Annotated in this window: 26 protein-coding genes and 1 pseudogene; 17 read left to right on the forward strand and 10 right to left on the reverse strand. The window is 61.8% G+C overall.

Going from position 1 to position 23,134, the window contains the following annotated elements; all coding sequences use genetic code 11:
• The first annotated feature begins 101 nt into the window (after positions 1-101).
• Both HJB82_RS14815 and HJB82_RS14820 read left to right on the forward strand, forming a co-directional pair.
• Positions 102-1,088, forward strand: a complete 987-nt coding sequence (locus HJB82_RS14815) for an alpha/beta fold hydrolase (RefSeq protein WP_221140366.1) — start codon at positions 102-104, stop codon at positions 1,086-1,088.
• A 28-nt stretch (positions 1,089-1,116) separates the two neighbouring features.
• Complete coding sequence (locus tag HJB82_RS14820; protein ID WP_164006436.1) at positions 1,117-1,698, forward strand: transglycosylase SLT domain-containing protein; 582 nt, start codon at positions 1,117-1,119, stop codon at positions 1,696-1,698.
• Between the two features lie 44 nt (positions 1,699-1,742).
• Here HJB82_RS14820 and pdeM read toward each other — a convergent pair whose 3' ends face one another.
• Genes pdeM through HJB82_RS14835 form a run of 3 tightly spaced genes read right to left on the reverse strand, consistent with a single transcriptional unit; the run spans position 1,743 to position 5,696 of the window.
• Positions 1,743-2,471: a ligase-associated DNA damage response endonuclease PdeM gene (pdeM, locus tag HJB82_RS14825; RefSeq protein WP_221133093.1), complete on the reverse strand. Its 729-nt coding sequence runs from the start codon at positions 2,469-2,471 to the stop codon at positions 1,743-1,745.
• Between the two features lie 22 nt (positions 2,472-2,493).
• Complete coding sequence (locus HJB82_RS14830; protein ID WP_221140368.1) at positions 2,494-5,019, reverse strand: ligase-associated DNA damage response DEXH box helicase; 2,526 nt, start codon at positions 5,017-5,019, stop codon at positions 2,494-2,496.
• Positions 5,020-5,066: 47 nt separating this feature from the next.
• The gene (locus HJB82_RS14835) at positions 5,067-5,696 is read right to left on the reverse strand and encodes a YitT family protein (protein ID WP_221140369.1); all 630 of its coding nucleotides are present in this window, start codon (positions 5,694-5,696) and stop codon (positions 5,067-5,069) included.
• Between the two features lie 119 nt (positions 5,697-5,815).
• Here HJB82_RS14835 and HJB82_RS14840 point away from each other — a divergent pair, with 119 nt between their 5' ends.
• Both HJB82_RS14840 and HJB82_RS14845 read left to right on the forward strand, forming a co-directional pair.
• A complete protein-coding gene (locus HJB82_RS14840; protein ID WP_207582832.1) occupies positions 5,816-6,316 on the forward strand; it encodes an Rrf2 family transcriptional regulator in 501 nt (166 codons plus the stop codon).
• A gap of 21 nt (positions 6,317-6,337) precedes the next feature.
• Positions 6,338-6,799, forward strand: a complete 462-nt coding sequence (locus HJB82_RS14845; protein ID WP_207582831.1) for a carboxymuconolactone decarboxylase family protein — start codon at positions 6,338-6,340, stop codon at positions 6,797-6,799.
• A gap of 67 nt (positions 6,800-6,866) precedes the next feature.
• Here HJB82_RS14845 and HJB82_RS14850 read toward each other — a convergent pair whose 3' ends face one another.
• Together HJB82_RS14850 and HJB82_RS14855 are read right to left on the reverse strand one after the other, a co-directional pair.
• A complete protein-coding gene (locus tag HJB82_RS14850) occupies positions 6,867-7,034 on the reverse strand; it encodes a hypothetical protein (RefSeq protein ID WP_207584407.1) in 168 nt (55 codons plus the stop codon).
• Between the two features lie 98 nt (positions 7,035-7,132).
• Positions 7,133-7,771 carry a YitT family protein gene (locus HJB82_RS14855; RefSeq protein WP_207582830.1) on the reverse strand — a complete coding sequence of 213 codons (639 nt, stop codon included), beginning with the start codon at positions 7,769-7,771 and terminating at the stop codon, positions 7,133-7,135.
• On the opposite strand from HJB82_RS14855, the gene HJB82_RS14860 reads away from it, so the two are divergent.
• Positions 7,770-7,919, forward strand: coding sequence for a hypothetical protein (locus tag HJB82_RS14860; RefSeq protein ID WP_221140372.1), 150 nt, complete (start codon positions 7,770-7,772; stop codon positions 7,917-7,919). The two genes, HJB82_RS14855 and HJB82_RS14860, sit on opposite strands and share 2 nt — an antisense overlap.
• Before the next feature lie 61 nt (positions 7,920-7,980).
• Here HJB82_RS14860 and HJB82_RS14865 read toward each other — a convergent pair whose 3' ends face one another.
• Complete coding sequence (locus HJB82_RS14865) at positions 7,981-8,913, reverse strand: class I SAM-dependent methyltransferase (RefSeq protein ID WP_221140374.1); 933 nt, start codon at positions 8,911-8,913, stop codon at positions 7,981-7,983.
• Positions 8,914-9,212: 299 nt separating this feature from the next.
• Between HJB82_RS14865 and HJB82_RS14870 the strand changes: the two genes are divergently transcribed.
• From HJB82_RS14870 to HJB82_RS14880, 3 genes are read left to right on the forward strand one after another with little or no spacing between them, the layout of a single operon-like run.
• Positions 9,213-9,479 carry a DUF6460 domain-containing protein gene (locus tag HJB82_RS14870; RefSeq protein ID WP_221116130.1) on the forward strand — a complete coding sequence of 89 codons (267 nt, stop codon included), beginning with the start codon at positions 9,213-9,215 and terminating at the stop codon, positions 9,477-9,479.
• A gap of 1 nt (position 9,480) precedes the next feature.
• On the forward strand, positions 9,481-9,978 hold the full coding sequence (locus HJB82_RS14875; protein ID WP_207582827.1) for a CAP domain-containing protein: 498 nt from the start codon (positions 9,481-9,483) through the stop codon (positions 9,976-9,978).
• A gap of 28 nt (positions 9,979-10,006) precedes the next feature.
• Entirely contained in the window at positions 10,007-11,353 is a 1,347-nt protein-coding gene (locus HJB82_RS14880; RefSeq protein ID WP_221140376.1) for an MATE family efflux transporter, read from the forward strand.
• Here HJB82_RS14880 and HJB82_RS14885 read toward each other — a convergent pair.
• Positions 11,329-12,417, reverse strand: a complete 1,089-nt coding sequence (locus tag HJB82_RS14885) for a quinone-dependent dihydroorotate dehydrogenase (protein ID WP_207582825.1) — start codon at positions 12,415-12,417, stop codon at positions 11,329-11,331. The two genes, HJB82_RS14880 and HJB82_RS14885, sit on opposite strands and share 25 nt — an antisense overlap.
• Positions 12,414-12,767, reverse strand: coding sequence for a DUF952 domain-containing protein (locus HJB82_RS14890; protein ID WP_221140378.1), 354 nt, complete (start codon positions 12,765-12,767; stop codon positions 12,414-12,416). The genes HJB82_RS14885 and HJB82_RS14890 overlap by 4 nt, the downstream gene beginning before the upstream one ends.
• 118 nt (positions 12,768-12,885) lie before the next feature.
• On the opposite strand from HJB82_RS14890, the gene HJB82_RS14895 reads away from it, so the two are divergent.
• The 5 genes from HJB82_RS14895 (at position 12,886) to HJB82_RS14915 (ending at position 16,042) form a co-directional block, all read left to right on the forward strand.
• On the forward strand, positions 12,886-13,284 hold the full coding sequence (locus HJB82_RS14895; RefSeq protein ID WP_207582823.1) for a hypothetical protein: 399 nt from the start codon (positions 12,886-12,888) through the stop codon (positions 13,282-13,284).
• Between the two features lie 91 nt (positions 13,285-13,375).
• Positions 13,376-14,023, forward strand: coding sequence for a response regulator transcription factor (locus tag HJB82_RS14900; protein WP_207582822.1), 648 nt, complete (start codon positions 13,376-13,378; stop codon positions 14,021-14,023).
• Positions 14,024-14,138: 115 nt separating this feature from the next.
• The gene (locus HJB82_RS14905; protein ID WP_207582821.1) at positions 14,139-14,828 is read left to right on the forward strand and encodes a helix-turn-helix transcriptional regulator; all 690 of its coding nucleotides are present in this window, start codon (positions 14,139-14,141) and stop codon (positions 14,826-14,828) included.
• 11 nt (positions 14,829-14,839) lie between these two features.
• The gene (locus HJB82_RS14910) at positions 14,840-15,547 is read left to right on the forward strand and encodes a thermonuclease family protein (protein WP_207582820.1); all 708 of its coding nucleotides are present in this window, start codon (positions 14,840-14,842) and stop codon (positions 15,545-15,547) included.
• 81 nt (positions 15,548-15,628) lie between these two features.
• Positions 15,629-16,042, forward strand: coding sequence for a tellurite resistance TerB family protein (locus HJB82_RS14915; protein ID WP_207582819.1), 414 nt, complete (start codon positions 15,629-15,631; stop codon positions 16,040-16,042).
• Between the two features lie 26 nt (positions 16,043-16,068).
• Here the strand turns inward: HJB82_RS14915 and HJB82_RS14920 are convergent, their stop codons facing one another.
• The gene (locus tag HJB82_RS14920; protein WP_221116133.1) at positions 16,069-16,944 is read right to left on the reverse strand and encodes a transporter substrate-binding domain-containing protein; all 876 of its coding nucleotides are present in this window, start codon (positions 16,942-16,944) and stop codon (positions 16,069-16,071) included.
• Between the two features lie 539 nt (positions 16,945-17,483).
• Between HJB82_RS14920 and HJB82_RS14925 the strand changes: the two genes are divergently transcribed.
• Positions 17,484-19,478, forward strand: coding sequence for a methyl-accepting chemotaxis protein (locus HJB82_RS14925; RefSeq protein WP_207582817.1), 1,995 nt, complete (start codon positions 17,484-17,486; stop codon positions 19,476-19,478).
• 199 nt (positions 19,479-19,677) lie between these two features.
• On the opposite strand, the gene HJB82_RS14930 is transcribed toward HJB82_RS14925, so the two are convergent.
• On the reverse strand, positions 19,678-20,058 hold the full coding sequence (locus HJB82_RS14930; protein WP_207582816.1) for a VOC family protein: 381 nt from the start codon (positions 20,056-20,058) through the stop codon (positions 19,678-19,680).
• 360 nt (positions 20,059-20,418) lie between these two features.
• Between HJB82_RS14930 and HJB82_RS14935 the strand changes: the two genes are divergently transcribed.
• The 3 genes and pseudogenes from HJB82_RS14935 to HJB82_RS14945 all read left to right on the forward strand — a co-directional run.
• On the forward strand, positions 20,419-20,697 hold the full coding sequence (locus tag HJB82_RS14935) for a hypothetical protein (protein WP_221140379.1): 279 nt from the start codon (positions 20,419-20,421) through the stop codon (positions 20,695-20,697).
• A 181-nt stretch (positions 20,698-20,878) separates the two neighbouring features.
• The gene (locus HJB82_RS14940; RefSeq protein WP_221140381.1) at positions 20,879-21,880 is read left to right on the forward strand and encodes a ParA family protein; all 1,002 of its coding nucleotides are present in this window, start codon (positions 20,879-20,881) and stop codon (positions 21,878-21,880) included.
• A 490-nt stretch (positions 21,881-22,370) separates the two neighbouring features.
• Positions 22,371-23,011, forward strand: a pseudogene (locus tag HJB82_RS14945) (transposase); the annotation flags it as partial.
• Between the last annotated feature and the right edge of the window lie 123 nt (positions 23,012-23,134).

The following is a 23,134-nucleotide window of genomic DNA, read 5'->3' on the forward strand; positions in this document are numbered from 1 at the left end:
AGACTATCTGATGACGACGGCGGTCCAATCTATGGCCGCATTCGGCTTTTCCTCCTCAAATCCCGCCTCTATCATCGTCGCCGAACAGAGGGCGACGGAGCATGGCAAAAGGCGCAGACCCACCGTTTGCGGAAGAACAAGATAAACGGCCGGCGGTGGGTGCACCGGTGGAGATCCGATGCAGCGACGGCGTGATGCTCGGCGGCCATCTCTGGACCTCGGGCGAAGCGAAGGCTCGCGCCAGCGTCATTATCAATCCGGCGACTGGCGTGCTTGGGCGTTATTATCATCGTTACGGCCACTTTCTCGCCGCTCACGGTTTCGACGTCCTGACCTATGACTACCGTGGCATCGGGCTTTCGCGGCCGGTGCGGCTCCGCGGCTGCGATTATCGCTGGCGGGAGTGGGGCGAACAGGATTTCGACGCGGCGCTGTGCTTCATGGACGGACGGGCAGACCAGCCGCTCTATGTCGTCGGCCACAGCATCGGCGGTTTTCTGCCGGGCCTCTCGGAACATGCCGGCCGGATCGACCGCATGCTGACGATGGGCGCCCAATATGCCTATTGGCGCGATTATGCGCCGGCGCGCCGGATGCGGCTGCTGATCAAATGGCACATCGTCATGCCTATGCTGACGGCGCTCTTCGGCTATTTTCCCGGCAAACGGCTCGGCTGGCTCGAGGATCTGCCGGCGGGCGTCGCCCATGAATGGAGCTTTCGCCGGGCGCGCATGGAGATGAGCCACCCGGCCGCGGAGCGGGACGAGGTGCTCAAACGTTTTGCCGCGGTGACCGCACCTATTCTTGCCGTCGCCATGTCGGACGACGAACTCGGGACCGTGCCGGCGATCCGTCGCACGCTTGCCTATTACCGCAACGCCAAGATCGACGAAGTGCTGCTGCAGCCCGCCGATCTCGGCTTCGAGGCGATCGGCCATTTCGGCCTGTTCCATGCACGCCATTCCGAGGGCTTCTGGCGCGATAGCGTCCTCTGGCTGCGCGACGGCATCCATCCCTGGCCGGCGCAGGCAGCTATCCAGGGAAGTTCGTATTCGACTAAAAACCGGTCCTTAACATTTACGAGTTAGTAATCTCTCGGAAACGAGAGGTTTTGTCATGCGTACTCGTATCGTTCTGACCGCCGTGGGTCTCGCACTGCTTGCCGGCTGCGCGACGGCACCGAAGCAGACGAGGAACATCTGTGCCGTCTTCGATGAGCGCGACGGGCTCTTCTCCAGCTGGCAGCGTGCAGCCGAGCGGACGGAGAAGAAATACGGCGTGCCGGTGCCGATCCTGATGGCGACGATGTATACCGAATCCGGCTTCCAGCCCTATGCGCGGCCGCCGCGCACCAAGCTGTTCGGCTTCATTCCCTGGACCCGGCCCTCAACCGCCTATGGTTATTCGCAGGCGCTCGACGGGACATGGGATCACTATCAGTCGCAGACCGGGAACTGGACAGCGCGGCGGGCAAACTTCGCCGACGCCATCGATTTCATCGGCTGGTATCACGCCCAGAACAGCGCGGAGACCGGCATTCCGCTGAACGACGCTTATAATCTCTATCTCGCCTATTATTCCGGCCCGACAGGATACAAACGCGGCGACTGGCGCTCGAACGGACAATTGCAGCAGACGGCGCAGAAATTTGCGCGGATGGCCGGGACGTATCAGCAGCAATTGCAGGAGTGTGATTGATTTCAGGGTGTGCCGTGTAAGTCCCGTATCCGAGACAGCAATCGCTACCCCCGCAAATTCCCGTATCTGACCGAATAGATCCGATCCCGGCCCAGCAGATGCGCCATCAGCGAAGATGTGTCGAACAGGCCCTTCATCGCCTGATGGGCGAGATCCAGGCCGCCGCTCATGACGCCGAAGGCCGGCATCAGGAGGCGGGCGCCATCGGTGGCGAAACACGGACGGCGGACGGATTTTTCGCGGCGGCGCACGGTCGCGGAGGGGTGCAGGTGGCCGGCGATTTCGCCGCTCTGCAAACCGCTCCGCGGCTCGTGGCGAAAGGTCAGTCCTGCATAATGCATCTCGTCGACCGAGGCGCCGGGCAGATCGACGACGCCGTCGGGATCGTGATTGCCATTGACCCAGATCCATTCGCGGCCGCGGGCCATGGCGACGATCAGCGCCCGGAAATTCTCCGGCAGATGCGCAGAACCGATGCGGTCGTGGAAATTGTCGCCGAGCGAGACGACGAGCTTCGGATCATAACGAGAAATGACGGCGGCAAGCACGGTCAGCGTCGCCAACGTATCATAAGGCGGCAGCATCATGCCGCGGCGGGCGAAGGCCGCGCCTTTTTCCAGATGCAGGTCGGAGACGACGAGCAGGCCGGCATCCGGCAGATAAAGCGCGCCGAGCGGGTCGCAGACGGCGGCAATGCCATGGACCGATGTCTCGATCCCCGGCATCGCGGTCTGTCCCGATATGTCGCGCGCAAGCGCCAGGCGGTTGATCACGGTCAATATTCCCAAACAAGTCTCAAGCGAGCGCCTCGGCGATCAGATCGTCGGCCGCTTCGGCGAGCAGCGCATCATGCGCCTCGCCTGGCACCGCTTCACGGCCGATTTCCAGCATCACCGGCACGGCGAGCGGGGAAATATGGTCGAGAGCGCGGTGGGTGATGTGGCCCCTGATTCGCCTCAGCATATCGCCAAGACGGCCAATATCCAAAAGTCCCGTCGCCGCATCCTGCCGCGTCGCCTGCAGCAGGATGTGATCCGGCTCGTGGCTGCGCAGCACGTCGTAGATCAGATCGGCCGAGACGGTGATCTGGCGGCCGCTCTTTTCCTTGCCCGGATGACGGCGCTCGATCAAGCCTGCAATCACGGCGCAATTGCGGAAGGTGCGCTTCAACAGGAAGGATTCGTCGAGCCAGGCTTCGAGATCGTCGCCAAGCATATCCTCGTCGAAGAGGTCGGAGAGGCTGAGCCTGCCATTGCCGATCATCAGTCCCATATCCTCGAGCCCCCAGACGGCCAGCGAATAATCGGTGGCGACGAAGCCGAGCGGCTTGGCGCCGGCCCGCTCCAGCCGGCGGGTGAGCAGCATGCCGAGCGTCTGGTGGGCGAGACGGCCTTCGAAGGGATAGGCGACCATATAGCCGCGGCTGCCGCGCGGGAAGGTTTCGATCAGGAACTCGTCGCGCTTCGGCAGCATCGACTTGTCTTTCTGCAGCGACAGCCAGTCGCGCACTTGATCCGGCAGTTGGCGCCAGCGGTGGGGGTCGGCGATCATCGCGCGCACCTGCTCGGCGAGATAGGTCGACAGCGGGAACTTGCCGCCATTGTAGGAGGGGATCTTCGGATCGAGCGAAAAGGCCTGCGATGCCAGGCATTCGTTTTCGCGGATGCCCTCGAAGCGCAGCACCTTGCCGGAGAAGACGAAAGTATCGCCCGGCGACAATTGCTCGAGGAAATATTCCTCGACCTTGCCCAGCGTGGCGCCGCCGCGGCCGATCCTGCCGCCCTCGCCGCGCTTGACCATGCGGATGTTCAGCATCGGGCTTTCGACGATGGTGCCGAGATTGAGGCGGTATTGCTGGGCGACGGCAGGATTGGAGACGCGCCAGCGGCCCTCCTTGGTCTTGCGGATGCGGGCATAACGCTCGTAGGTGCGGAGCGCATAACCGCCGGTCGCGACGAAATCGACGATGCGCTCGAAGGTTTCCCAGGTCAGATCGGCATAGGGCGAAGCGCTGATGATTTCATCGTAGAGTTCCAGCATGTCGAAAGGTTCGGCGCAGGCCATGCCGAGCACGTGCTGGGCGAGCACGTCGAGCGCGCCGCGGCCGACCGGCGGGGTGTCCTGGGCACCGATATAATTGGCGTCGAGGGCCGCCTGACACTCCATCACCTCGAAGCGGTTGGCCGGCACGAGGATCGCCTTCGACGGCTCGTCCATGCGGTGATTGGCGCGGCCGATGCGCTGGGCAAGCCGCGAGGCGCCCTTCGGCGCGCCGACATGGATGACGAGATCAACGTCGCCCCAGTCGATGCCGAGATCGAGGGTGGAGGTGGCAACGACGGCGCGCAGCCGGTTTTCGGCCATCGCCGCCTCGACCTTGCGGCGCTGGGCGACATCGAGCGAGCCGTGATGGAGGGCGATCGGCAGATTGTCGTCATTGATCGTCCAGAGCGCCTGGAACAGCATTTCCGCCTGGCTGCGGGTGTTGACGAACAGCAGTGTCGTTTTGTGTTCGACAAGCTTGTTGTAGACGTCGGGAATGGCATAGCGAGCGGAATGGCCGGCCCAGGGAATGCGCTCTTCGGTCGACAGGATCGAGATATCCGGTTTGGCGCCACCCTCGACGACGACGAGACCGGCATGATGCTCGCTGCTCTCCTGCCCGCTGCCCTCCTGTTGGGCGACCAGCCATTTCTGCAGATCCATCGGCTCGGCGACGGTCGCCGACAGGCCGATGGTCTGGAGGCCGGGGGCAAGGCGGCGCAGGCGGGCAAGGCCGAGCGACAGCATATGGCCGCGTTTGGAGGTGACGAGCGAATGCAACTCGTCGAGCACGACATATTTCAGGTCCTTGAAGAAGCGCTCGGCCTCGCGGTTGGCGAGAAGTAGCGCGACCTGTTCCGGTGTCGTCAGAAGAATATCCGGCGGGTTGAGCTTCTGGCGCTGGCGCTTGGCGTTCGGCGTGTCGCCGGTGCGGTTTTCGACGGTAACCGGCAGGCCCATCTCCTCGACCGGTTTCATCAGGTTGCGCTCGATATCGATGGCAAGCGCCTTCAGCGGCGAGACATAGAGCGTATGGATGCCGGTGAAGACGGAGCCTGGCGGAATCCGGCCGCGGCGGGTGAGATCGGTAAGCGACGGCAGAAAACCGGCGAGCGTCTTGCCGGCGCCGGTGGGCGCAATCAGCAGCGTGCTTTCACCGGCCTCGGCGCGGGCGAGCAATTCCAGCTGATGGGCGCGCGGCCGCCAGCCCTTTTCCGCAAACCAGCGGGTAAAGACGGCAGGCAACAAGGCGCGGGCTTCGGCATCGATCTGGTCCACGCCCTGAAACTAGTGAAATCCTAAGGAAAAAGAAGAGCGGCGGCTTTTCACATGGCGATATAGCGGTCTTTGCGATGGTTGATGGCAATCGTGAGGTTGAGCACGACCGCGCCGAGCACGGAGCAGGCAATGATGAAGGGGCTGGCGACGAAGAAGGAGAGCGCCAGGATGATGCCGTCGAAGCCGAGCTGGACGAAACCGGCGCGCCAGCCGAAACGATCCTGAATATAGAGGGCGAGAATTCCGATGCCGAGGCTGGCGCGGTGGCGAAAGAGCGCCAGCATGCCGGCGCCGATGACAAGACCGCCAAAGAGCGCCCCGGCGAAAGGATTGACATGGGCGATGCCGATGAATTCCGGGACTAATTCGGACAGGACCGATGTCAGGGCGATGGCGGCGAAGGTCTTGATGGTGAAGGCAAGACCCAAGCGACGAAAGGCGAGATAATAGAAGGGCAGGTTCACCGCGAAGAAACAAAGGCCGAAGCTGATCCCGGTCGCATAATGCGCGAGGAAGGCAAGACCCGCCGTGCCGCCGGCGAGCAGCCCCGCGCCGGAGAGAAGCGAGACGCCAAGCACGGCGAGCATGCTACCGGCGACGATGCCCTGGGCGTCGTCGAACGGCGAGTGGCGATCGGCGCTGGTATTCAGAAGGCCTGCGAAGGCGTTGGATGCCATGATGTTCCCCTGTCGGCTTTCTCGTTTCTATCCGGCGCCGGGAGAAAGGCAAACAGCGCCCTGTTGACAACCGGTATAATCATGGATATTTTTTATCCACGAATTGGGGAGATGCTTCGATGAAGATGAGCGATGGAGTCGAGCAGGCCATTCACAGCGTCGCGATGCTTGCCGGCCTCTCCGAAGGCGGCGTGCTTTCGGCCGCAGCACTGGCGGAGTTCCACGGCGTCTCGACGAGCTATCTGCTGAAACATCTGCAGGCGCTGTCAGGCGCCGGCATCCTCGATACCGTGCCGGGGCCGAAAGGCGGATACCGGCTGGCGAAGGCGGCCGAGGAGATCTCGCTGCTCGACATCCTGCTTGCGGTCGAGGGACAGGCGCCGGCTTTCCGCTGCGCCGAAATCCGCCAGCGCGGGCCGAACCCGGTCGCCGATCGCTTCTTCGCCAAGCCCTGCAACATCAGCGCGGCGATGCTCCGGGCCGAACGGGTCTATCGGACCGAACTCGCCAAGACCAGCATTGCCGACCTCGGCATCGAACTGACGGCCCTCGACGACGGATCGATCGCAGCCCGAGGCTGCGCCTTCCTTGAAATCCATGAACGCAAGACGGCTCGCTGAGCCATAACCAAGGAGAAGATCATGCAACCGCGTTTCAACTTCGCAAAAGCCGCCCCCGATGCCTACAAGGCGATCGTCGCGCTCGAGCAGTACGTCCAGTCCTCCGGGCTCGAGCGCCGCTTCATCCACCTGATCAAGCTGCGCGCTTCGCAGATCAACGGCTGCGCCTATTGCGTCGACATGCATGTGAAGGAAGCCCGCCATGATGGGCTCAGCGAGCAATGGATCAACCTGATGTGTGTCTGGCGGGAATCACCAGTTTATGACACCCGCGAACGGGCGCTGCTCGGCTGGGTCGACGCCGTGACCAACATTGCCAAAACCGGTGCACCGGATGCCGATTACGAGACGCTGAAGGCGCATTTTTCCGAGGAGGAAATGACGAAGATCACCGTGGCGATCGGCGCGATCAATATCTGGAACCGACTTGCCGTCGGCTTCCGCTCGCAGCATCCGATCGATGCCGCAGTCAAGGCAGCGTGATCAATTTCTGCTTAAGGGAACCATCCCGGCGACCGACCCGAAAATCTCGGGTCGGTTGAATATAAGGTCACTCGTAATTCGGAGTGGCCCGCACGGCAACGGCATCAGGCGATGGGCCTGAGAGGTCGATGCTATTGAAGAGGTCGCGGACAACTTTCGCGATTTCCTCTGCGGAAGCGCCCTTGGCGTATTCTTCCTGCATGCGGCGTCTTACAAGCTTTTCCAAATCTGACATAACTCACCTCATCAAATCCGGCGCGGGAAGAAGTGTCGCGTCGTGGCTGAGCAGAGGCAAGTTACGTTTTGTTTAGAATGGCTTACCGATTTGTAATGTTAGAGTGCGATGTAGCGGTCGGCACGGTGGTTGATGGCGACGAAAAGGTTGAGGACGACGGCGCCGAGCACGGAATAGAAGACGACCGGCGGCGTGGTGACGAGGAAGGCGGCGGCGAGCACGCAGAGGTCGATGGCGAGCTGGACGAGGCCGGCGCGGATGCCGAAACGCTCCTGAACGTAGATACCGAGAATGCCGACGCCGCCGAGGCTAGCGCGGTGGCGATAGAGCGCCAGTACGCCGAAGCCGAGCAGCAGGCCGCCGAGAAGGGCCGCCCAGGCCGGATGGATGCTGGAAATGGAGAAGAAGCGCGACTGCACGTCGGCAAGCACCGAAGTCAGGCCGATGGCGATGAAGGTCTTGATCGTGAAACCCATGCCGAGACGCTTCCACGACAGCCAGAAGAACGGCAGGTTGAGCAGGAAGAAAGCAAGGCCGAAATTGACGCCGAAGGCATAATGCAAAAGGAAGGCCACGCCGGCCGTGCTGCCGGTAAGAAGCCCGGCGCTGGCGAGCACGTAGAGGCCGAGGGCGGCGACGAGGCTGCCGGAGAATATGCCCTGCACGTCTTCGATCGGGGCATGGCGCGTGGCGCTGGCATTCCAGAAGCCGCCAAGGGCATTGATGAGCTGTGTCATGTCGCCAGTCTCCACGGCAGACGAGTTCAAGAACACGCCGGAGAACACCGGGCGCGGCGAAATTTTGCGTAATGAAATGAGCTTGAGCGCCTTGGCGTTTATCGCTGGGCTCGCTGCCGATGCGATGCAGTATCGGGTTTTTCAGTGAGCCGATCAAGCGAAATAGGTAAGCAATGCTGACCTATAAAAACATCGCAAGAAATGTTCGCTCACGCCGGCTTGCGCGTAAGAAACAGAATGCCGGCAACTGGTTTGCCGCCATCTTTGCGAATGACCGTCTTGGTGATTTTGAGGATTTCGAGGCCGTGACGGGCGAGCAGCTTCCGCACATAGGCTTCCGAATGGGCGTAACGCAGCGATGGCGCGAGATGAAAGCCGTCGCCCTTCCCCGCATCCTCGACGGAAAAGGCGATGTCGGCGCCGGCGGCGGCGAGGTCTTCGACGATGGCAAAGACGCTTTCGAGATTGCCGAGATACATCAGCACATCGGCTGCCGTCACCAGGTCGGCGCGATGTCGCGCCGCATCGGTAAACAGGCCGGAGAGATCGGGCGCGAGCGACAGATCGGCCTGGGCGAGACTGTCATAGACGTGTTTCTCGGCGGCCTTGGCCAGCATGTTCTGCGAGAGGTCGAAGCCTTCGAGACGGGTGACACGGCCATGGATTTCCGAGCCGAGCAGACCGGTGCCGCAGCCAAGATCGACGGCCAATTGGTAATGCCTGCCGGTGGAGTTAACGAGGGCTGCGAGCTTCTGCGGGACGCTGTAATCGAGTTTTTCGACCAGTGCCGATTCGAAACGGTCGGCATAGTCGTCGAACAGGCGCTCGACATAGCGGCTCGGCGGCCGGTCGGGTGTGGCGCTATCGCCGAGCAGGGCGAGCTTGAGTGCGGCGCCGAAAATGTCTTCGGGATCGAGGGCAAGCGTGCTGCGATAGGCCCCGATCGCGGCTTCCCCCTTGCCCGCCTTTTCGCGATAGGTGGCGAGGCGATACCAGCCGGCGGCCCAGCCGGGCACGAGTTCGAGCGCCTGCTCCATCAGCTCGGCCGCCGCCTCGGGCTCACCGCCTTCGTCGAGCATGCGGGCGTAATCGGCACGGCGGTCGGCGATGACATCGCCTGAGGAAAGCTGGTGGGGCTGCATAATTAGACCTGTTGACTTTTACGCATGTCGTTATCGCAAAACCGCTCCACACTTTTGCGCGACATGCGTTACAGCGCCGCGCGTCTTTTAAGACGCGCAAAGGACGCTGTAACACTTTCAATCCGCGCATCGTGCTTTCCGAAAATCGATTCCGATTTTCGGGCCGATGCGCCAGCCCGCATTTGGCTGCGGCCACAAAAAAACTCAAGTCCTATTTCACAGGCGAAGCGGCCAATCCCGGAAAGGGCTTGCGGGCGGTACGCCGCAACCTTATTCCAAGGGCAAACAGGAGATGGCGCATGTCCGATCAGGTGAACAAGTTCCTCGGCGATTCCTTCGCCCGCACATTGATAAAGCTTATCGTCGTGTCGCTGATCGTCGGTTTCGTCATGACAGTCTTCGGCCTGACGCCGTGGAACATCATCTATGGGTTCCGGGATTTCATCCTGGAAATCTGGCATCGGGGTTTCTCGGCGCTCGGGCGCGTCGGCGACTACCTCATCGTCGGGGCGACGATCGTCATCCCGCTCTTCGTCATCCTTCGCCTTTTCAGCTATCGCCGGTAACATGACATCGATCGACCTTTCCAGGCGCAGCCTGCTCATCCTTTCCGGACTCACGTTTGCCGCCGGCATCGCCGGCTGCACCACGACCCCGCACCTTGCCGGCACGCCGTCCAACGGCGAGGACGAAACGGCGAGCGTGCTGCCGCTCGTCAACCAGTTGAGGGCGAAGAACGGTCTGCCGCCGCTTAGCCCCGATCCGGCGGCGAGCACGGCTGCTCTCTTCCAGGCCAAACGCATGGCGAGTGCCGGCAAGATGGCGCATCTGATGGGGCTAACCGACAGTTTCGGGGCGCGGGTCAAGGCGAGCGGCGTCCAGCTGCCGGCGGCTGAAAATATCGCCGCCGGCCAGCAGAGCGTCGATGCCGTGGTGACGGCCTGGATCAACTCGCCGCATCATCTGGAAAACATGCTCGGGCGCTATGACGGCCTCGGCGTCGCCGTCGCCCATAATGTATCTTCCAGGAACCTGCCCTATTGGGCCATGGTGTTGTCCAGCTGAGGCGATTCGGCCTCGAGATAAGGCCATCATGGATACGCGCAGCAACGACAACAGGTTCGCTTTCGATGTGACGCACCGGCTGGTGCTGTCGATCGCCATTCCGATGACGCTCGGCTTCATGACGACGCCGATGCTCGGGCTGACGAATACCGCCGTCGTCGGCCGTATGGGTGACCCGGAAGCACTTGCGGGGCTGGCGATCGGCGCGATGCTGTTCGATCTGATCATGGGCAGCTTCAACTTTCTGCGCGCCTCGACGACCGGTCTGACGGCGCAGGCCTATGGCCGGCGGGATGGGCACGAGCAGCAGGCGATCTTCTCCCGGGCGATGATTTCGGCGCTCGGCTGCGGATTGGCGCTGCTTTTTCTTTCGCCGCTGCTGATCGCGGCCGGGTTGAGGCTGATGGGCGCGCACGGAGCGATCGCCGAGGCGACCAGCAGCTATTTTTCGATCCGCATCCTCGCCGCACCGGCAGCACTGGCGAATTACGCCATCCTTGGCTTCGTGCTCGGGCGCGGACAGGGCAAGATCGGGCTGCTGCTGCAGGCGATCATCAACGGCATCAACATCCTGCTGTCCATCTATCTCGGCCTGACGCTCGATTGGGGCGTGGCGGGGGTCGCCTGGGGTACGATGGCCGGCGAGACGGCCGGCGCGTTCACCGGGCTTTTCATCGTGCTCAGCGGCTTTGCCAAGGCGGAGCGGCCAGCATGGTCCGAGGTTTTTTCCCGGCGCCGGCTGGCTGAGCTTTTCGCGCTCAACCGCGACATCCTGATCCGCACCTTCGTGCTGATCGGCGCCTTCACCATCATGACGCGGATCGGCACCGGTTTCGGCGCGGTGACGCTTGCCGCCAATGCCGTTTTGATGAATTTCGTTCTGCTCTCCAGTTATTATCTCGACGGGCTCGCCAATGCCGCCGAGCAGATCACCGGCCGGGCGATCGGCGCGCGCTACCGGCCGGCGTTCGACCGCGGGCTGAAGCTGACGACCTTGTGGTCCTTCGGGTTGGCGGCGATCGTTTTGGCTTTCTTCTTCCTCGCCGGTCCCTGGCTGATCTCGGTGCTGACGACCTCACCGGAGGTGCGACAGGCGGCTGAGACCTATCTGCCCTGGGCGGCGGTGACCGGGCTGACGGGCGCGCTCGCCTTCCTGATGGACGGGGTCTTCATCGGCGCCACATGGTCGGCCGAGATGCGCAACCGGATGCTGATGTCCTTTGCTGGCTATCTCCTGATGCTCGCCGTCTTCGTCCCGCTCTTTGGCAATCACGGCCTCTGGCTGGCAATGAACGCCTTCCTGCTCTTCCGCGGCTTTTTCCTGGCAATACTGGTCAAGCCGCGGGCCGATCAGGCATTTCGGGCCGCCCAGTAATCCAGCCTGGTGTCGCGCAAGTCGCGGATCGAGTTGGCCTTTTCGCGATCCAGGAGTTTGGTGAGGCCGCGGACGATATCGCCGGCCAGACCAGGCCCTTCGTAGACCATGCAGGAATAGAGCTGGACGAGATCGGCGCCCGCCCTGATCTTTTCCAGCGCGGTTTCGGCCGAGGAGACACCACCGACGCCGATGATCGGCAAAGCCTGGCCGACGCGCTTGCGCATCCTGGCGAGCACGGCCGTCGATTTTTCGAACAGCGGCACGCCGGAGAGGCCGCCTGTCTCTTTCGCCTGGCGCTGATCCTTGAGACCGTCGCGCGACAGCGTGGTGTTGGAGACGATCAGACCATCCAGCGCATGCGCGAGCGCTTCCGCCGCGATATCGTCCATGCCTTCCTCGGTCAGATCAGGAGCGATCTTCAGAAAGACCGGGACCTTGCGGCCGGATGTCACTGCTGCCTCGTCGCGCGCCGCAAGCACGGCAGACAGCAGTGCGGCGAGGCTTTCACGGCCCTGCAAGTCGCGCAGGCCCGGCGTGTTCGGCGAAGAGATGTTGGCGGTGAAATAACGCGCGACGGAATGGAAGCGGCGAATGCCGGCGACGTAATCGGCGATGCGGTCGTCGCTGTCCTTGTTGGCGCCGATATTGACGCCGACCATGCCCTTGCCGCTCAGCGCGGCAAGGCGTCCGAAAGCTGCCTCATGGCCTTCATTGTTGAAGCCGAGGCGGTTGATGACGGCTTCATCCTCGACCAGGCGGAAGATGCGCGGCCGCGGATTGCCGGATTGCGGCTTCGGCGTCACCGTGCCGATTTCGGTAAAGCCGAAACCAAGCTTCAAGAGCGCCTCCGGCACCTCGGCATTCTTGTCGTAGCCGGCGGCCATGCCGAGCGGATTGTCGAAGACGAGGCCGGCAACCGTCTGGCGCAGGCGTGGATCGGGGGTGAGCTGGCAAGCGGGCACCAGGCCGGATTTCAGCGCGGCGATCGACATGCCGTGCGCCGTTTCCGGATCGAACAGGAAGAGACCCTTGCGGGCGACACGCTTGAAAGGATCGATCATGGCTGCAGCTCCGGGAAGACATGGGCGCCGGTCTCGTCGAGCGGCAGCGGTACTTCTGAGAGCACGGCGGCCAGCGGCAGGTCGGCAAAGAGATGCGGGAAGAGATCGCCGCCGCGCGAGGGTTCGAACACCAGCTTGTCGCCAAAACCCCCTCCATCGACGGCAATCAGCAGCAGCCCGGAGTGGCCGGCAAAATGCAGCGCCGCGGTCTGCTTCACCTGATCGGCGGTCGAGAAATGGATGAAGCCATCCTTCAGATCGATGCCGGCGCCATGAAAAATGCCGGTTTGTCTGGCTTGCTGCCAGAGCGTTTCCGTCACGATCTTGTAAAGGGTCTGTGTCACGCTCATCATGGCCTCGCGATTGCTGGTCCTCGATCACCAGCGCTTTGCCGGAAAGAGGCGGCGATGTCCACGCCCCAGCACTCAAAAACGGGACCGGCAGAAACAAATTCCGGAGGATGAGACGATGAAGATTTTGGTTCTCACGCTTAGCGTTCTTCTCCTGCCGCTTGGCGCCGCGGCGGCCGAACCCGATGCAAGCCGGTTCCAGCTGGAAAAGAGCGGCGACCATTTCGTGCGGCTCGACCGGCAGACCGGGGCAATGTCGATCTGCCAGGACAAGGACGGCGCCCTCGTCTGCCGGATGGCGGCCGACGAACGGGCGGCCTATGAGGACGAACTCGACCGGCTTTCCGAGCGGGTGACGAAGCTGGAGCAAGGCGGCTCCATCCAGCGCGCGCTGCCGAGCGATGCCGAAGTCGACCGCTCGATCAGCATCATGGAGAAGATGATGAAGAGTTTCATGGGGATGGTGAAGGAGTTCCAGGCTGATGAAAACGCCAATCCCCTTCCGCAGAAGACCTGATCTGATATAATCCCATGAGAAAGCCGGCATGAACGCGGAGGGATGGCGTTCGCGCGCCGGCAATGATCGGGCTCTTGGGAGGGAGTTTTCGATGCACGAACAGACCATCATCATTGCGGACGATCATCCGCTTTTCCGGGATGCGCTGCGTCAGGCGGTGATCGGCATGGAAGGCCGGCAGGCGATCGTCGAGGCCGGCGATTTCGCCGCTGCGCGCACGGCCGCAGGCGCCCATGCGGACGCCGACCTAATGCTGCTCGACCTCGCCATGCCCGGGGTCAGCGGCTTTTCCGGCCTGATGGCGCTGCGCTCCGAATTCGCCAGCCTGCCGATCATCATCGTCTCGGCAAGCGACGATGCGACGACGATCCGCCGGGCGCTGGAACTTGGCGCTTCCGGCTTCATCTCCAAATCCTCCGGCATCGAGGGCATTCGCCGCAGCATCCAGACGGTGCTTGCCGGCGATATCGCCACGCCGGAAAACTATCGCGACGGCCAGGAGCAGGATCCCGATGTCGCCGACCTGATCCACCGCCTGCATACGCTGACGCCGCAGCAGAGCCGGGTGCTGACCATGCTGGCCGAAGGGCTGCTGAACAAGCAGATCGCCTATGAACTCGGCGTCTCCGAGGCGACGATCAAGGCGCATGTCTCGGCGATCCTGCTGAAACTCGATGTCGACAGCCGCACCCAAGCGGTCATCCAGCTCGGCAAGATCAATATGGCGATGGTCGCCTAAGCACTTTCAATAACAGGATTTTATTCCTCATTTACCTTTACTCAGGCGGCACGGTCGGTTAATATTCGGCCTGGTTTAAGCGCGGCAGGCACGAGCCGCACGGAATCGGGCGCATATGCTGTCACACGACCAGATCTGGGGAGCGATCGACAGGCTTGCCGAACGGCATGACCTGACGCCATCCGGTCTTGCGCGCCGCGCCGGGCTCGACCCCACCTCCTTCAACAAGTCGAAACGGCTTTCCGCCGATGGGCGGCTGCGCTGGCCCTCGACGGAATCGATCGCCAAGGTGCTCGGTGCGACCGGGGCGAGCATGGAACAGTTCCTTGTCTTCCTGCGGCCGGATGCCGGTCTTTCCAAGCAGTTGGCCGGAGAGCTTGCCGGAGAGCCTGACGACGCCTTTCCGCCGCAGGGAAGCTCGATTCCGCTGCTCGGCTTCGCCCAGGCCGGCGCCGGCGGCTTTTTCGACGATGGCGGTTTTCCGGCCGGCCATGGCTGGGATGTGGTGGAATTTCCGGCGGCCCCGACACAGAAATCCGGCGTCTATGCGCTGGAGGTGCAGGGCGAAAGCATGATGCCGCTCTACCGCGACGGCGACGTGCTGATCGTCGCGCCGGGTGCGCAGGTGCGCCGCAACGACCGCGTCGTGGTGCGCACATGCGCGGGCGAGGTGATGGCCAAGGTGCTGCTGCGCCAGAGCCCGCGATCGATCGAGCTGATGTCGCTCAATCCCGAACATGCCAACCGAACACTCGAGCTTTCCGACGTCGATTGGATCGCCCGCATCATCTGGGCCAGTCAATAGGAAGATATTCCATGCGCCTTGCCGCCTTGTTCACAGGTCTTACGGGAATGGCGGTGGTGGCCGGCCTGCTGATGGCGGGCGAAACAAGGCTGCGCGGCGGCACGGCCGGGGAAGAGAGCGTGTCGGCAGAGGAGACGGCGACTTCGGTGGATCCCGCCGCGCAAGCCGGCGAACCGGCTGCGATGTCGGACGACCGGGCCGAAGTGATCGCCCGTTCGGCGCAACCGCCGGCTCCTCCCTCCCCTCGGCCAGCCGACGGCACGGCGCCCAAACCCGCCGATATCGCACCACCAGCTGAGACCGCCGCCGGGCAAGCCGCAAATCCTTCCGCGAAAAAGCCGATGGAGCTGACGCGGCCGGCGGTCGAAAATGCCGGCATGCTGTCCTTCGGCGAGCGCAGGCTTCAGCTCGCCGGCGTCGTGCCGACGCCGGCCGACAGGATATGCGGGCCGGCGGGTCGGCAATGGCCCTGCGGCATGATGGCGAAGACGGCGCTGCGCCAACTTTTGCGCAATCGCAGCATCGCCTGCGATATCGATCCGGCCGAATGGAAGGAAATGGCGACGACCGCATGCCGGCTCGGCACGCAGGATCTCGGCGCATGGCTTGCCGAAAACGGCTGGGCTGAAGTCGCGGCGGGTTCGCCGCTTGCATCGGCCGCCGAGAAAGCCAGGCAGGCTGGAAAAGGGCTTTACGGCGACGATCCGCGCCGGAGATAACTGGCGGTCATGACGGGGACCGATCCCTTGTAATGGCGGCTGCCAATTCCTAATCTCCGCTGATCGAAAAAGGAATCAGAGATGAACAAGCCGCTTTCCGCCCATGATGCGCTGATCTACGTGATGGTGATGGCCTCTGCCGTCGACAGCACGATGAACGACAGGGAGCTGGAAAGGATCGGCCAACTGATCGGATTTCTGCCGGTTTTCCGGGATTTCGATGACGACAAGCTGATTTCGGTGGCGCGCGACTGCGCCTCGCTGCTTTCCGGACCTGAGGGCCTCGACGTCGTTCTCGAAACCGTGCGCGACACCCTGCCCGTCAAGCTCTACGACACCGCCTATGCGCTGGCCGTCGAGGTGGCTTCCGCCGATCTTTCGGTCAAGGCGGAAGAACTGCGGTTGCTCAGCCTGCTGCGCGACCGGCTCGGCCTCGACAAGCTGACCTGCGCGGCGATCGAGCGCAGTGCGATAGCCCGTTTCCGCAAGAGCTGATCCTTAAGTCTTTGTTTTTATGCATGTCAGTAGAGCCCGTAGGGAAAATAGCGCAGATAGATTTCCTGCAGACGGCCGTTGCGCGACAGCGTGGCGAGCGCGTGGTCGATGGCTGACGTCAGCACGCTGTCCTTCTGCCGCAGCATGATCGTCATGCCCTCGCCGAGGAAATGCTCGGAGAGATAGGGGCCGTCGAACAGTGCGCAGCATTTGGCCGAGGCCGGCGAGGAGACCCAGAAGGAAAGCTGCAGCGCATCGGCGAAGGCGGCATCGACCTTGCGCTCCCTAAGCGCAGCAAGCAGGGCGTCCTTGGTGTCGAAGGTCTGCGCCTTGATCGCGGGAAAGAAGGCGGCCAGCATCGCCTCGTGCACCGTGCCCTTGACCACACCGACCGGGTGAGCCGAAAGCGCGGCCGCCGTTTTGCCGTCGAGCGGTACGGCGAGATTGCGCACGAAGCGCGCCGGCAGCATCAGATAGGGCCGGGAGAAGACGAATTGCCGGCGCAATTCAGGCGTCACGGCAAGACCGGCGATGACGGCATCGCCCTGCGAGGCGGCGAGCGCATCCTTCAGATCGGCGAAAGGGATCGCCTGGATCTGGCACTTGTCTGAAATCTCCAGCTCGCTGCAGATCTCGCGGGCGAGATCGACGTTGAAACCGGAAAGCTTGCCGTTCTGATCGGTAAAATTGAACGGCGGGAAATCGACCGAGGTCAGGAAACGCAAGCGGACCAGCGAGGAGAGATCGGGCCTCGCCAGACGTTCGCGGGCATCGAAAAGCAGCGGCAGCGAGGGTGCAGCCTGCTGAGCGGATGCGGCAAAACCCGAAAACAGCACGCGCAGAAACAGCCCGAATACGAGAAAACCCTTCACAGCCAGGGATGCCAACTTGGATTGCATCATCGTGATCTTGGTCTCGGGTTAAGCGCGAAGCGTGCGGTGTCGGCGAGCTGTAGCAGAGTCATGCGGGACGGGGAATATGCATGCGACGGATCGTGCCGCATCCGCCCCTCATCCGCCTGCCGGCACCGACCGGGGTCGAGCCACGGGTCTCGGCCCGTCCTTCGGACCCCCGTTTGCGGGGCGAAGGGGATATGCCGCGACCTCGCCGACGCCTCGCGTGGGATGTCCCCTCGCCCCGTTTACGGGGAGAGGGTTAGGGTGAGGGGCAGCCATCAGCGCAGATCGGGCAGCCATGGCAACGCATTGAAGACGATAATTCGGGCGCTAAAAATCGTGGGTATGCCGCCCCGCCGTTAGCGCGGAATTAAAGAATATCGCCTCTATTTGTGGCGACGACACGGACCCGCCGGCCGATTGCATGATGCATGCGTCAACCCCGCCATAATCCCTGAGCCGCGGCACTTACGCGGCGCTCCGTTTGCAACAATTGATTTCAAAGCACCGGGCGTGCGACGCCCGGTCAACCGGGTGACATTTCCATGTTGAAGCATCTGAAAATCCGCACGAAAATCATATCGGTCGTGGCGCTCTTGGGGCTGATCACGATGGCCGGGCTGATCTATGTCATTGCCGAGTTCCGCCGTGCGGATGCCGCCTACAGCGCCTTCATCGATCATGAAGCGCTGGCCTCGATGCAGAGCGCGCGCGCCAGCGCCTCGGTGGTGGCCTCGGTGCTGCAGGTAACCCTGCTGGCCGAGATGAAGCCCGATACGCCGGCATTCGCCACAGCGCTCGCCACACCGAGCAAGCTGCCGCAGGCCCGTGACCGGATGAAAGATGCGCTGGCGCTGGTTCCCAGCCGCAAAGCGGCGATCGATGACATCCAGGCCGGCATCGATGAGATCGAAACGCTGGCGAACAAGATCATCGAACAGAGCAAAGCCAAGGACAGCGCCGGGGCGCTGGCGAATGTTGCCCTGATCAATGCCAAGCTCAATGCGCTGACCCCGAAGATGATCGCCAACAATGATGCGATGATGGCGATGCTCAAGGACGGCGGCGACGCGCTTTCGGCCTCGGTCAACGGGCGGATCGTCTTCTGTCTCGTTCTGATCGGCATTGCCGTGCTGCTCGCCGTCGGCTTCAGCGTCGTCGTCGCCCAGATGGGCATTGCCGGCCCGATGACGCAGTTGCGCCTGCGCATGACTCGGCTTGCCGAAGGCGATACCACAAGCGAGGTCAGCGGGCTCGACCGCGGCGACGAAGTCGGCCAGATGGCAAAGGCCGTGTCGATCTTCCGCGACAATGCGATCGAGCGCGGGCGGATCGAGGCGCGGGCCGAAGCTGACCGTAACCTCAGTGACGGCGAGCGGCGTGAACGCGACGCGCAGAAAACCCGTGAAGCATCCGAACTCGAAGGCGCAGTTACCGCGCTCGGCGACGGCCTGCGCCGTCTTGCCGCCGGAGATCTCGCCTCGCATATCGACCAGCCCTTCGTCGCGCATCTCGATGCGCTGCGCGAGGATTTCAACAACTCGGTCGAGAAGCTCAACGAAACTCTGCATACGGTCGGCGCCAACGCCCGGGCGATCGGCGCCGGCGCCAACGAGATCCGGTCTTCCGCAGACGAGCTTTCCAGGCGGACGGAACAACAGTCGGCCTCCGTCGAAGAGACGGCGGCGGCGCTGGAGGAGATCACCACGACGGTGCGCGACGCCGCCAAGCGTGCCGAGGAGGCGAGCCAGCTCGTCGCCCGCACCCGCCTCGGGGCCGAAAAATCCGGCGACATCGTCCGCAAGGCGGTCTCCGCCATGCAGCAGATCGAAAAATCCTCGGGCGAAATCTCCAACATCATCGGCGTCATCGACGACATCGCCTTCCAGACTAACCTTCTGGCCTTGAACGCCGGCGTCGAAGCTGCGCGTGCCGGCGACGCCGGCAAGGGTTTTGCCGTCGTCGCCCAGGAGGTGCGCGAACTCGCCCAACGTTCCGCCAAGGCGGCAAAGGAAATCAAGGGCTTGATCACCAACTCCGGCACGCATGTGCAGACCGGCGTTTCGCTGGTCGGCGAAACCGGCAAGGCGCTCGATTCGATCGTCCAGGAGGTGCAGGAAATCAACCAGCACGTCCACGCCATCGCCGAAGCCTCGCGCGAACAGTCGATCGGGCTGCAGGAGATCAACACCGCCGTCAACACCATGGATCAGGGCACGCAGCAGAATGCGGCGATGGTCGAGCAGTCGACGGCCGCCAGCCACAGCCTCGCCACGGAAGCGACAGCGCTGAACAACCTGCTCGGCCAGTTCAGGCTGACGGGCACCGGCGGCTTTGCCGCCAGTGCGCCGATTGCCGCCGCAGCCCCACGCGCTACCCCGCGCCCGGCCGTCAGAACAGCCCCGATCCGCGTCGCTCGCGAAGGCACAGCCCGCCCGGCCGCCTCGCCAGCCCGCGCCCTCGGCCAAAAAATCGCCAACGCCTTTAACGCCGGCAACAGCGCACCGAAAAGCCAGGATGGCGACTGGACGGAGTTCTGAGCCACGGCTGTCCAGTTCACGCCCGAAGCCTGCCCGTCACCCTAACTCAACCGGGGTCGAGCCGCTGGTCTCGACCCGTCCTTCGGACCCCCGTAAACGGGGCGAGGGGACGTGCCAGGCGCGAGCCTAGCGAGGAACGGAGAGGTTGCAGCTCTTCCCCTTCGCCCCGCTAGCGGGGAGAAGGTCTTTTGGGATCTCGCTAACCCGGCCGCCAGCCGACCTCGACGAGGATATTCCCAGGCGCCGTGCAATAAAACAGCCAGCCGCCGCGCATGGCAGCTGGCGGACCGGAGAGCGCCGCGCCGGCGGCAAAAAGCCCGGCATGCACCCTATCGACATCTGCCCTTTCGGGCAGGATGAAGCCGATATGATAGGTCTGGCGCTGCAGTTCAACCTGGTCGGCGGTGCCGAATTTGGCAATGGCGTGACTGAGGACGATTTCGAGACCGGCATCGTCCGCAAGGATCGCCAAGCCGTTCTGGCCGCGCATATCCTTAAGCGTCAGGCCGAAATGGCGGATGAAAAAATCCGCCGTCGCAGTGATATCGGGTACGTGAAAATCGAGATGGTTCAGGCGCATGACAGTCTCCGTTCAAAAAATCCCGGGACTGCCTTTTGCCGTCTCCGCACGCCGCCGGGATCCCGCATCTGGTGCGGATCACGTCGCGGGTTCTCGTGCCATGGGCCACGGAGCAGAGCTTCGCCGGAGCGCTCTTGACGCTCCAGCGGAAGGGATCGGGCTTACCTCAACCGATCCTGCCTTTTTCGACGCTGCCGATCTAGCAGACGGCGCCGGTTTCGGCAATGGATTAGCACTGAACGATCACGGCGTTCCAAGCGGTGCTTCTCGAAGGATTGAAACTGCCCATGCCGTTTGCGTGATGCGCCGGCGCCAATAGAGAGTAAGATCGCGTCGTCGGCGGCATCGGAAGGGATGGACATGAAACCCGCACTCATCGGCCTCATCGGCACCCTGGTTCTTGCCGGGTGCAACACCGTCAGCTACAGCGGACCGGGCCTCGAACCCATCCCGGGCAGCATCACCTATAACGGCCAGCCACGCAGCAAGCTCACCAAATCCCCACCCGGCTCCGCCTTCCCGCATGATTTCATCGACCAATACGGCCAGCAGGTCGAGGAAACCTACATCATCCAGCCCGACAGAAGCCTGATCATCGCGCACCGCCGATACAAGCCGATCCGGTTTTTCGGGGATTAGGCTTTGCTCGGTTGTAGCTTTGGGAGATGGCCGACCAAGTTATTATCAACATTGACGCTAATCGCTGCTGCCCGAATAAATTTCCGGGAGATGGATCAGCCGATATAGCTTCAACTTTATCTTCCTGCTTCGCAACCAGAGCGCTAATATGTCTGACCGGCGATTCGATTGGGGGTAGCTCGTGAAGATAATAAGTATTTTTAACAACAAGGGCGGAGTTGGCAAAACGACCTATATGTATCACGTCGCGCACCTTCTGGCAGAACGCGACTTGACCGTACTGATGGTTGATTGCGACAGCCAGTGCAACTTAACCGCCTATAGCCTTCACGATTCTGAAATCCGGCGCTCTTGGAGCGCTGAGGGAAACAGTATTTTTCGAAATATAGAACGTGTTTATCAGACAGTTGGCGATATACGAGGCCGAGCGCCCTCAAGGGCCGTGAACGCCCGCGGTGATCTTTTCATTGTTCCGGGCGATCTGCGTTTGAGCGACTTTGAAGATCGCTTGGGCGACACTTGGAATTCGGCAAAGGGTGGAAGCGAACCGGATATTCGGGCTCAGTCAGCTATCCATCGTTATATTTTGTGGGCTGCCGAGAAGATTGACGCAGACGTAGTCCTAATTGACCTTGGACCAAATCTCGGAGCCTTAAATCGCGCGGTGCTTGCTTCATCTGACTATTTTTTGACGCCGGTCGCTCCAGATCTTTTTTCAATCCAGGGCACAGAGAACCTTGGAAACAAACTCGTCGCATGGCGAAGAGACTGGGATCAAGTAAACAACAGCTGGCAGAACAGCGAGGTTCCAATTCCAGCCGGAAGGCCAACCTATCTGGGTTATGTAATACAGCAACACAATGTTCGCTCAAACAGCTCCGGCATGACGGCAGGATGGAAGATCTATGGGGACGAGTTAATTCCGGCAATAACCCAGAATATCGTCGATAAACTAAACCCTATGCATCAAGTGATAGAATGGGAGGACAATGACTATAATCTGGGGCAAATTCCTAACCTTCATAGCCTGGTCCCATATTCAATGGAGGCAAAAAAACCAATATTCTATTGCAATGGATCCGACGGATTAAATGGTGCTCATATAACTAAGGCTCGTGAAAGTTCTGAACATTTCACAGATATTGTCGATACTCTTGAGCAGGTTCTAGATCCAGCCTTTTAAACTAGAGGAGCTATGGTCACGGCTTGAAAATTTCGGTTGTGCACTCAACACAGCAATGGCGCAACTGGTCGTGCGCTTGCAACGGCCGACATCTTCGCGTTTTCCGCCTGCAACGCGGTTGAAGCAAGGTGGAACTCGATCTCAAGTGCTTACACTGCAGAGTTGGGAAGCAGTGACCAAACATAGGAAACTACGGACAGGAATCCATAAATTGACGTTGAGAGGCCAATCAGTAATAGCGCTATCACGAGCATGTTCACAATCGTTGAAAATTGCCGAACCGGCATCATGTTGATCCGCTTTCCCTCGCTGTTTTGCTCCTCACGTTCACAAGAGCTGGAAGTTCCTTCGTGTCTAAAAGAGACATCGAGAAAAACTCCTTTGGAGCCAGTGACGGCAATTTAGAGCGCGTCCGCTGAACGCGGAATCGGAATTGAGATGACAGTCGCTGTTTCCCGTGATTCCCTGCCTTCGAATCAGGGAGATAGGGATGTCACGTGCATTAAGCGATGATCTTCGCGGCCGTGTTCTGGCGGCTTCTGCAGACGGGATGTCTGCACGCTCGGCGGCGGCGCGGTTTGGGATTGGGATTTCGACGGCGATTGCCTGGATCGCCAATGCGCGACAGGGTCAATTGACCGCAGGCAAACAAGGCCGACGTTCTGGCTCCCGGCTGGATGCGCATGAGGCATTTATCATCGGCCTCATCGATGTGGGGAAGGACATCACGCTCAACGAGATGGTCCTGCGCCTGAGCACGGATAAATCCGTATCGATCGGCCGTAGTGCTCTTGACGTGTGGCTTGGCAAGCGGGGCTGGACCTTTAAAAAAAGACCGCACATGCACTGGAGCAGGAGCGAGCCGACCTTTTGAGCCGGCGTCAGGAATGGTTTGATGGCCAGCTCGATCTCGATCCCGCCAAGTTGGTTTTTATCGATGAGACAGGTCTTTCCACGAAGATGGCTCGACTGCGCGGGCGATCCCTATGCGGACAACGCTGCCGGTCGGCCGTTCCCCACGGACACTGGAAAACCACCACCTTTACAGGCGCGCTCAGGCTTTCCGGCATGACGGCACCGATGGTCCTCGACGGCCCGATGAACGGCGCGGCATTCTTGGCCTACATTGACCTGCCACTGAACTTTCATCCAGCTGCGATTAGAGCCTCGGGGGTTTTGAATACGCCAAGTGGCGCGGTGTGAGCAACCGGCGGAAACGCGAAGCTTTCATCTTGCGCAGCGTTGGAGCCGGTT

Origin of the sequence: Rhizobium sp. NZLR10, assembly GCF_019685125.1 — a bacterium.
GTDB lineage: Bacteria > Pseudomonadota > Alphaproteobacteria > Rhizobiales > Rhizobiaceae > Rhizobium.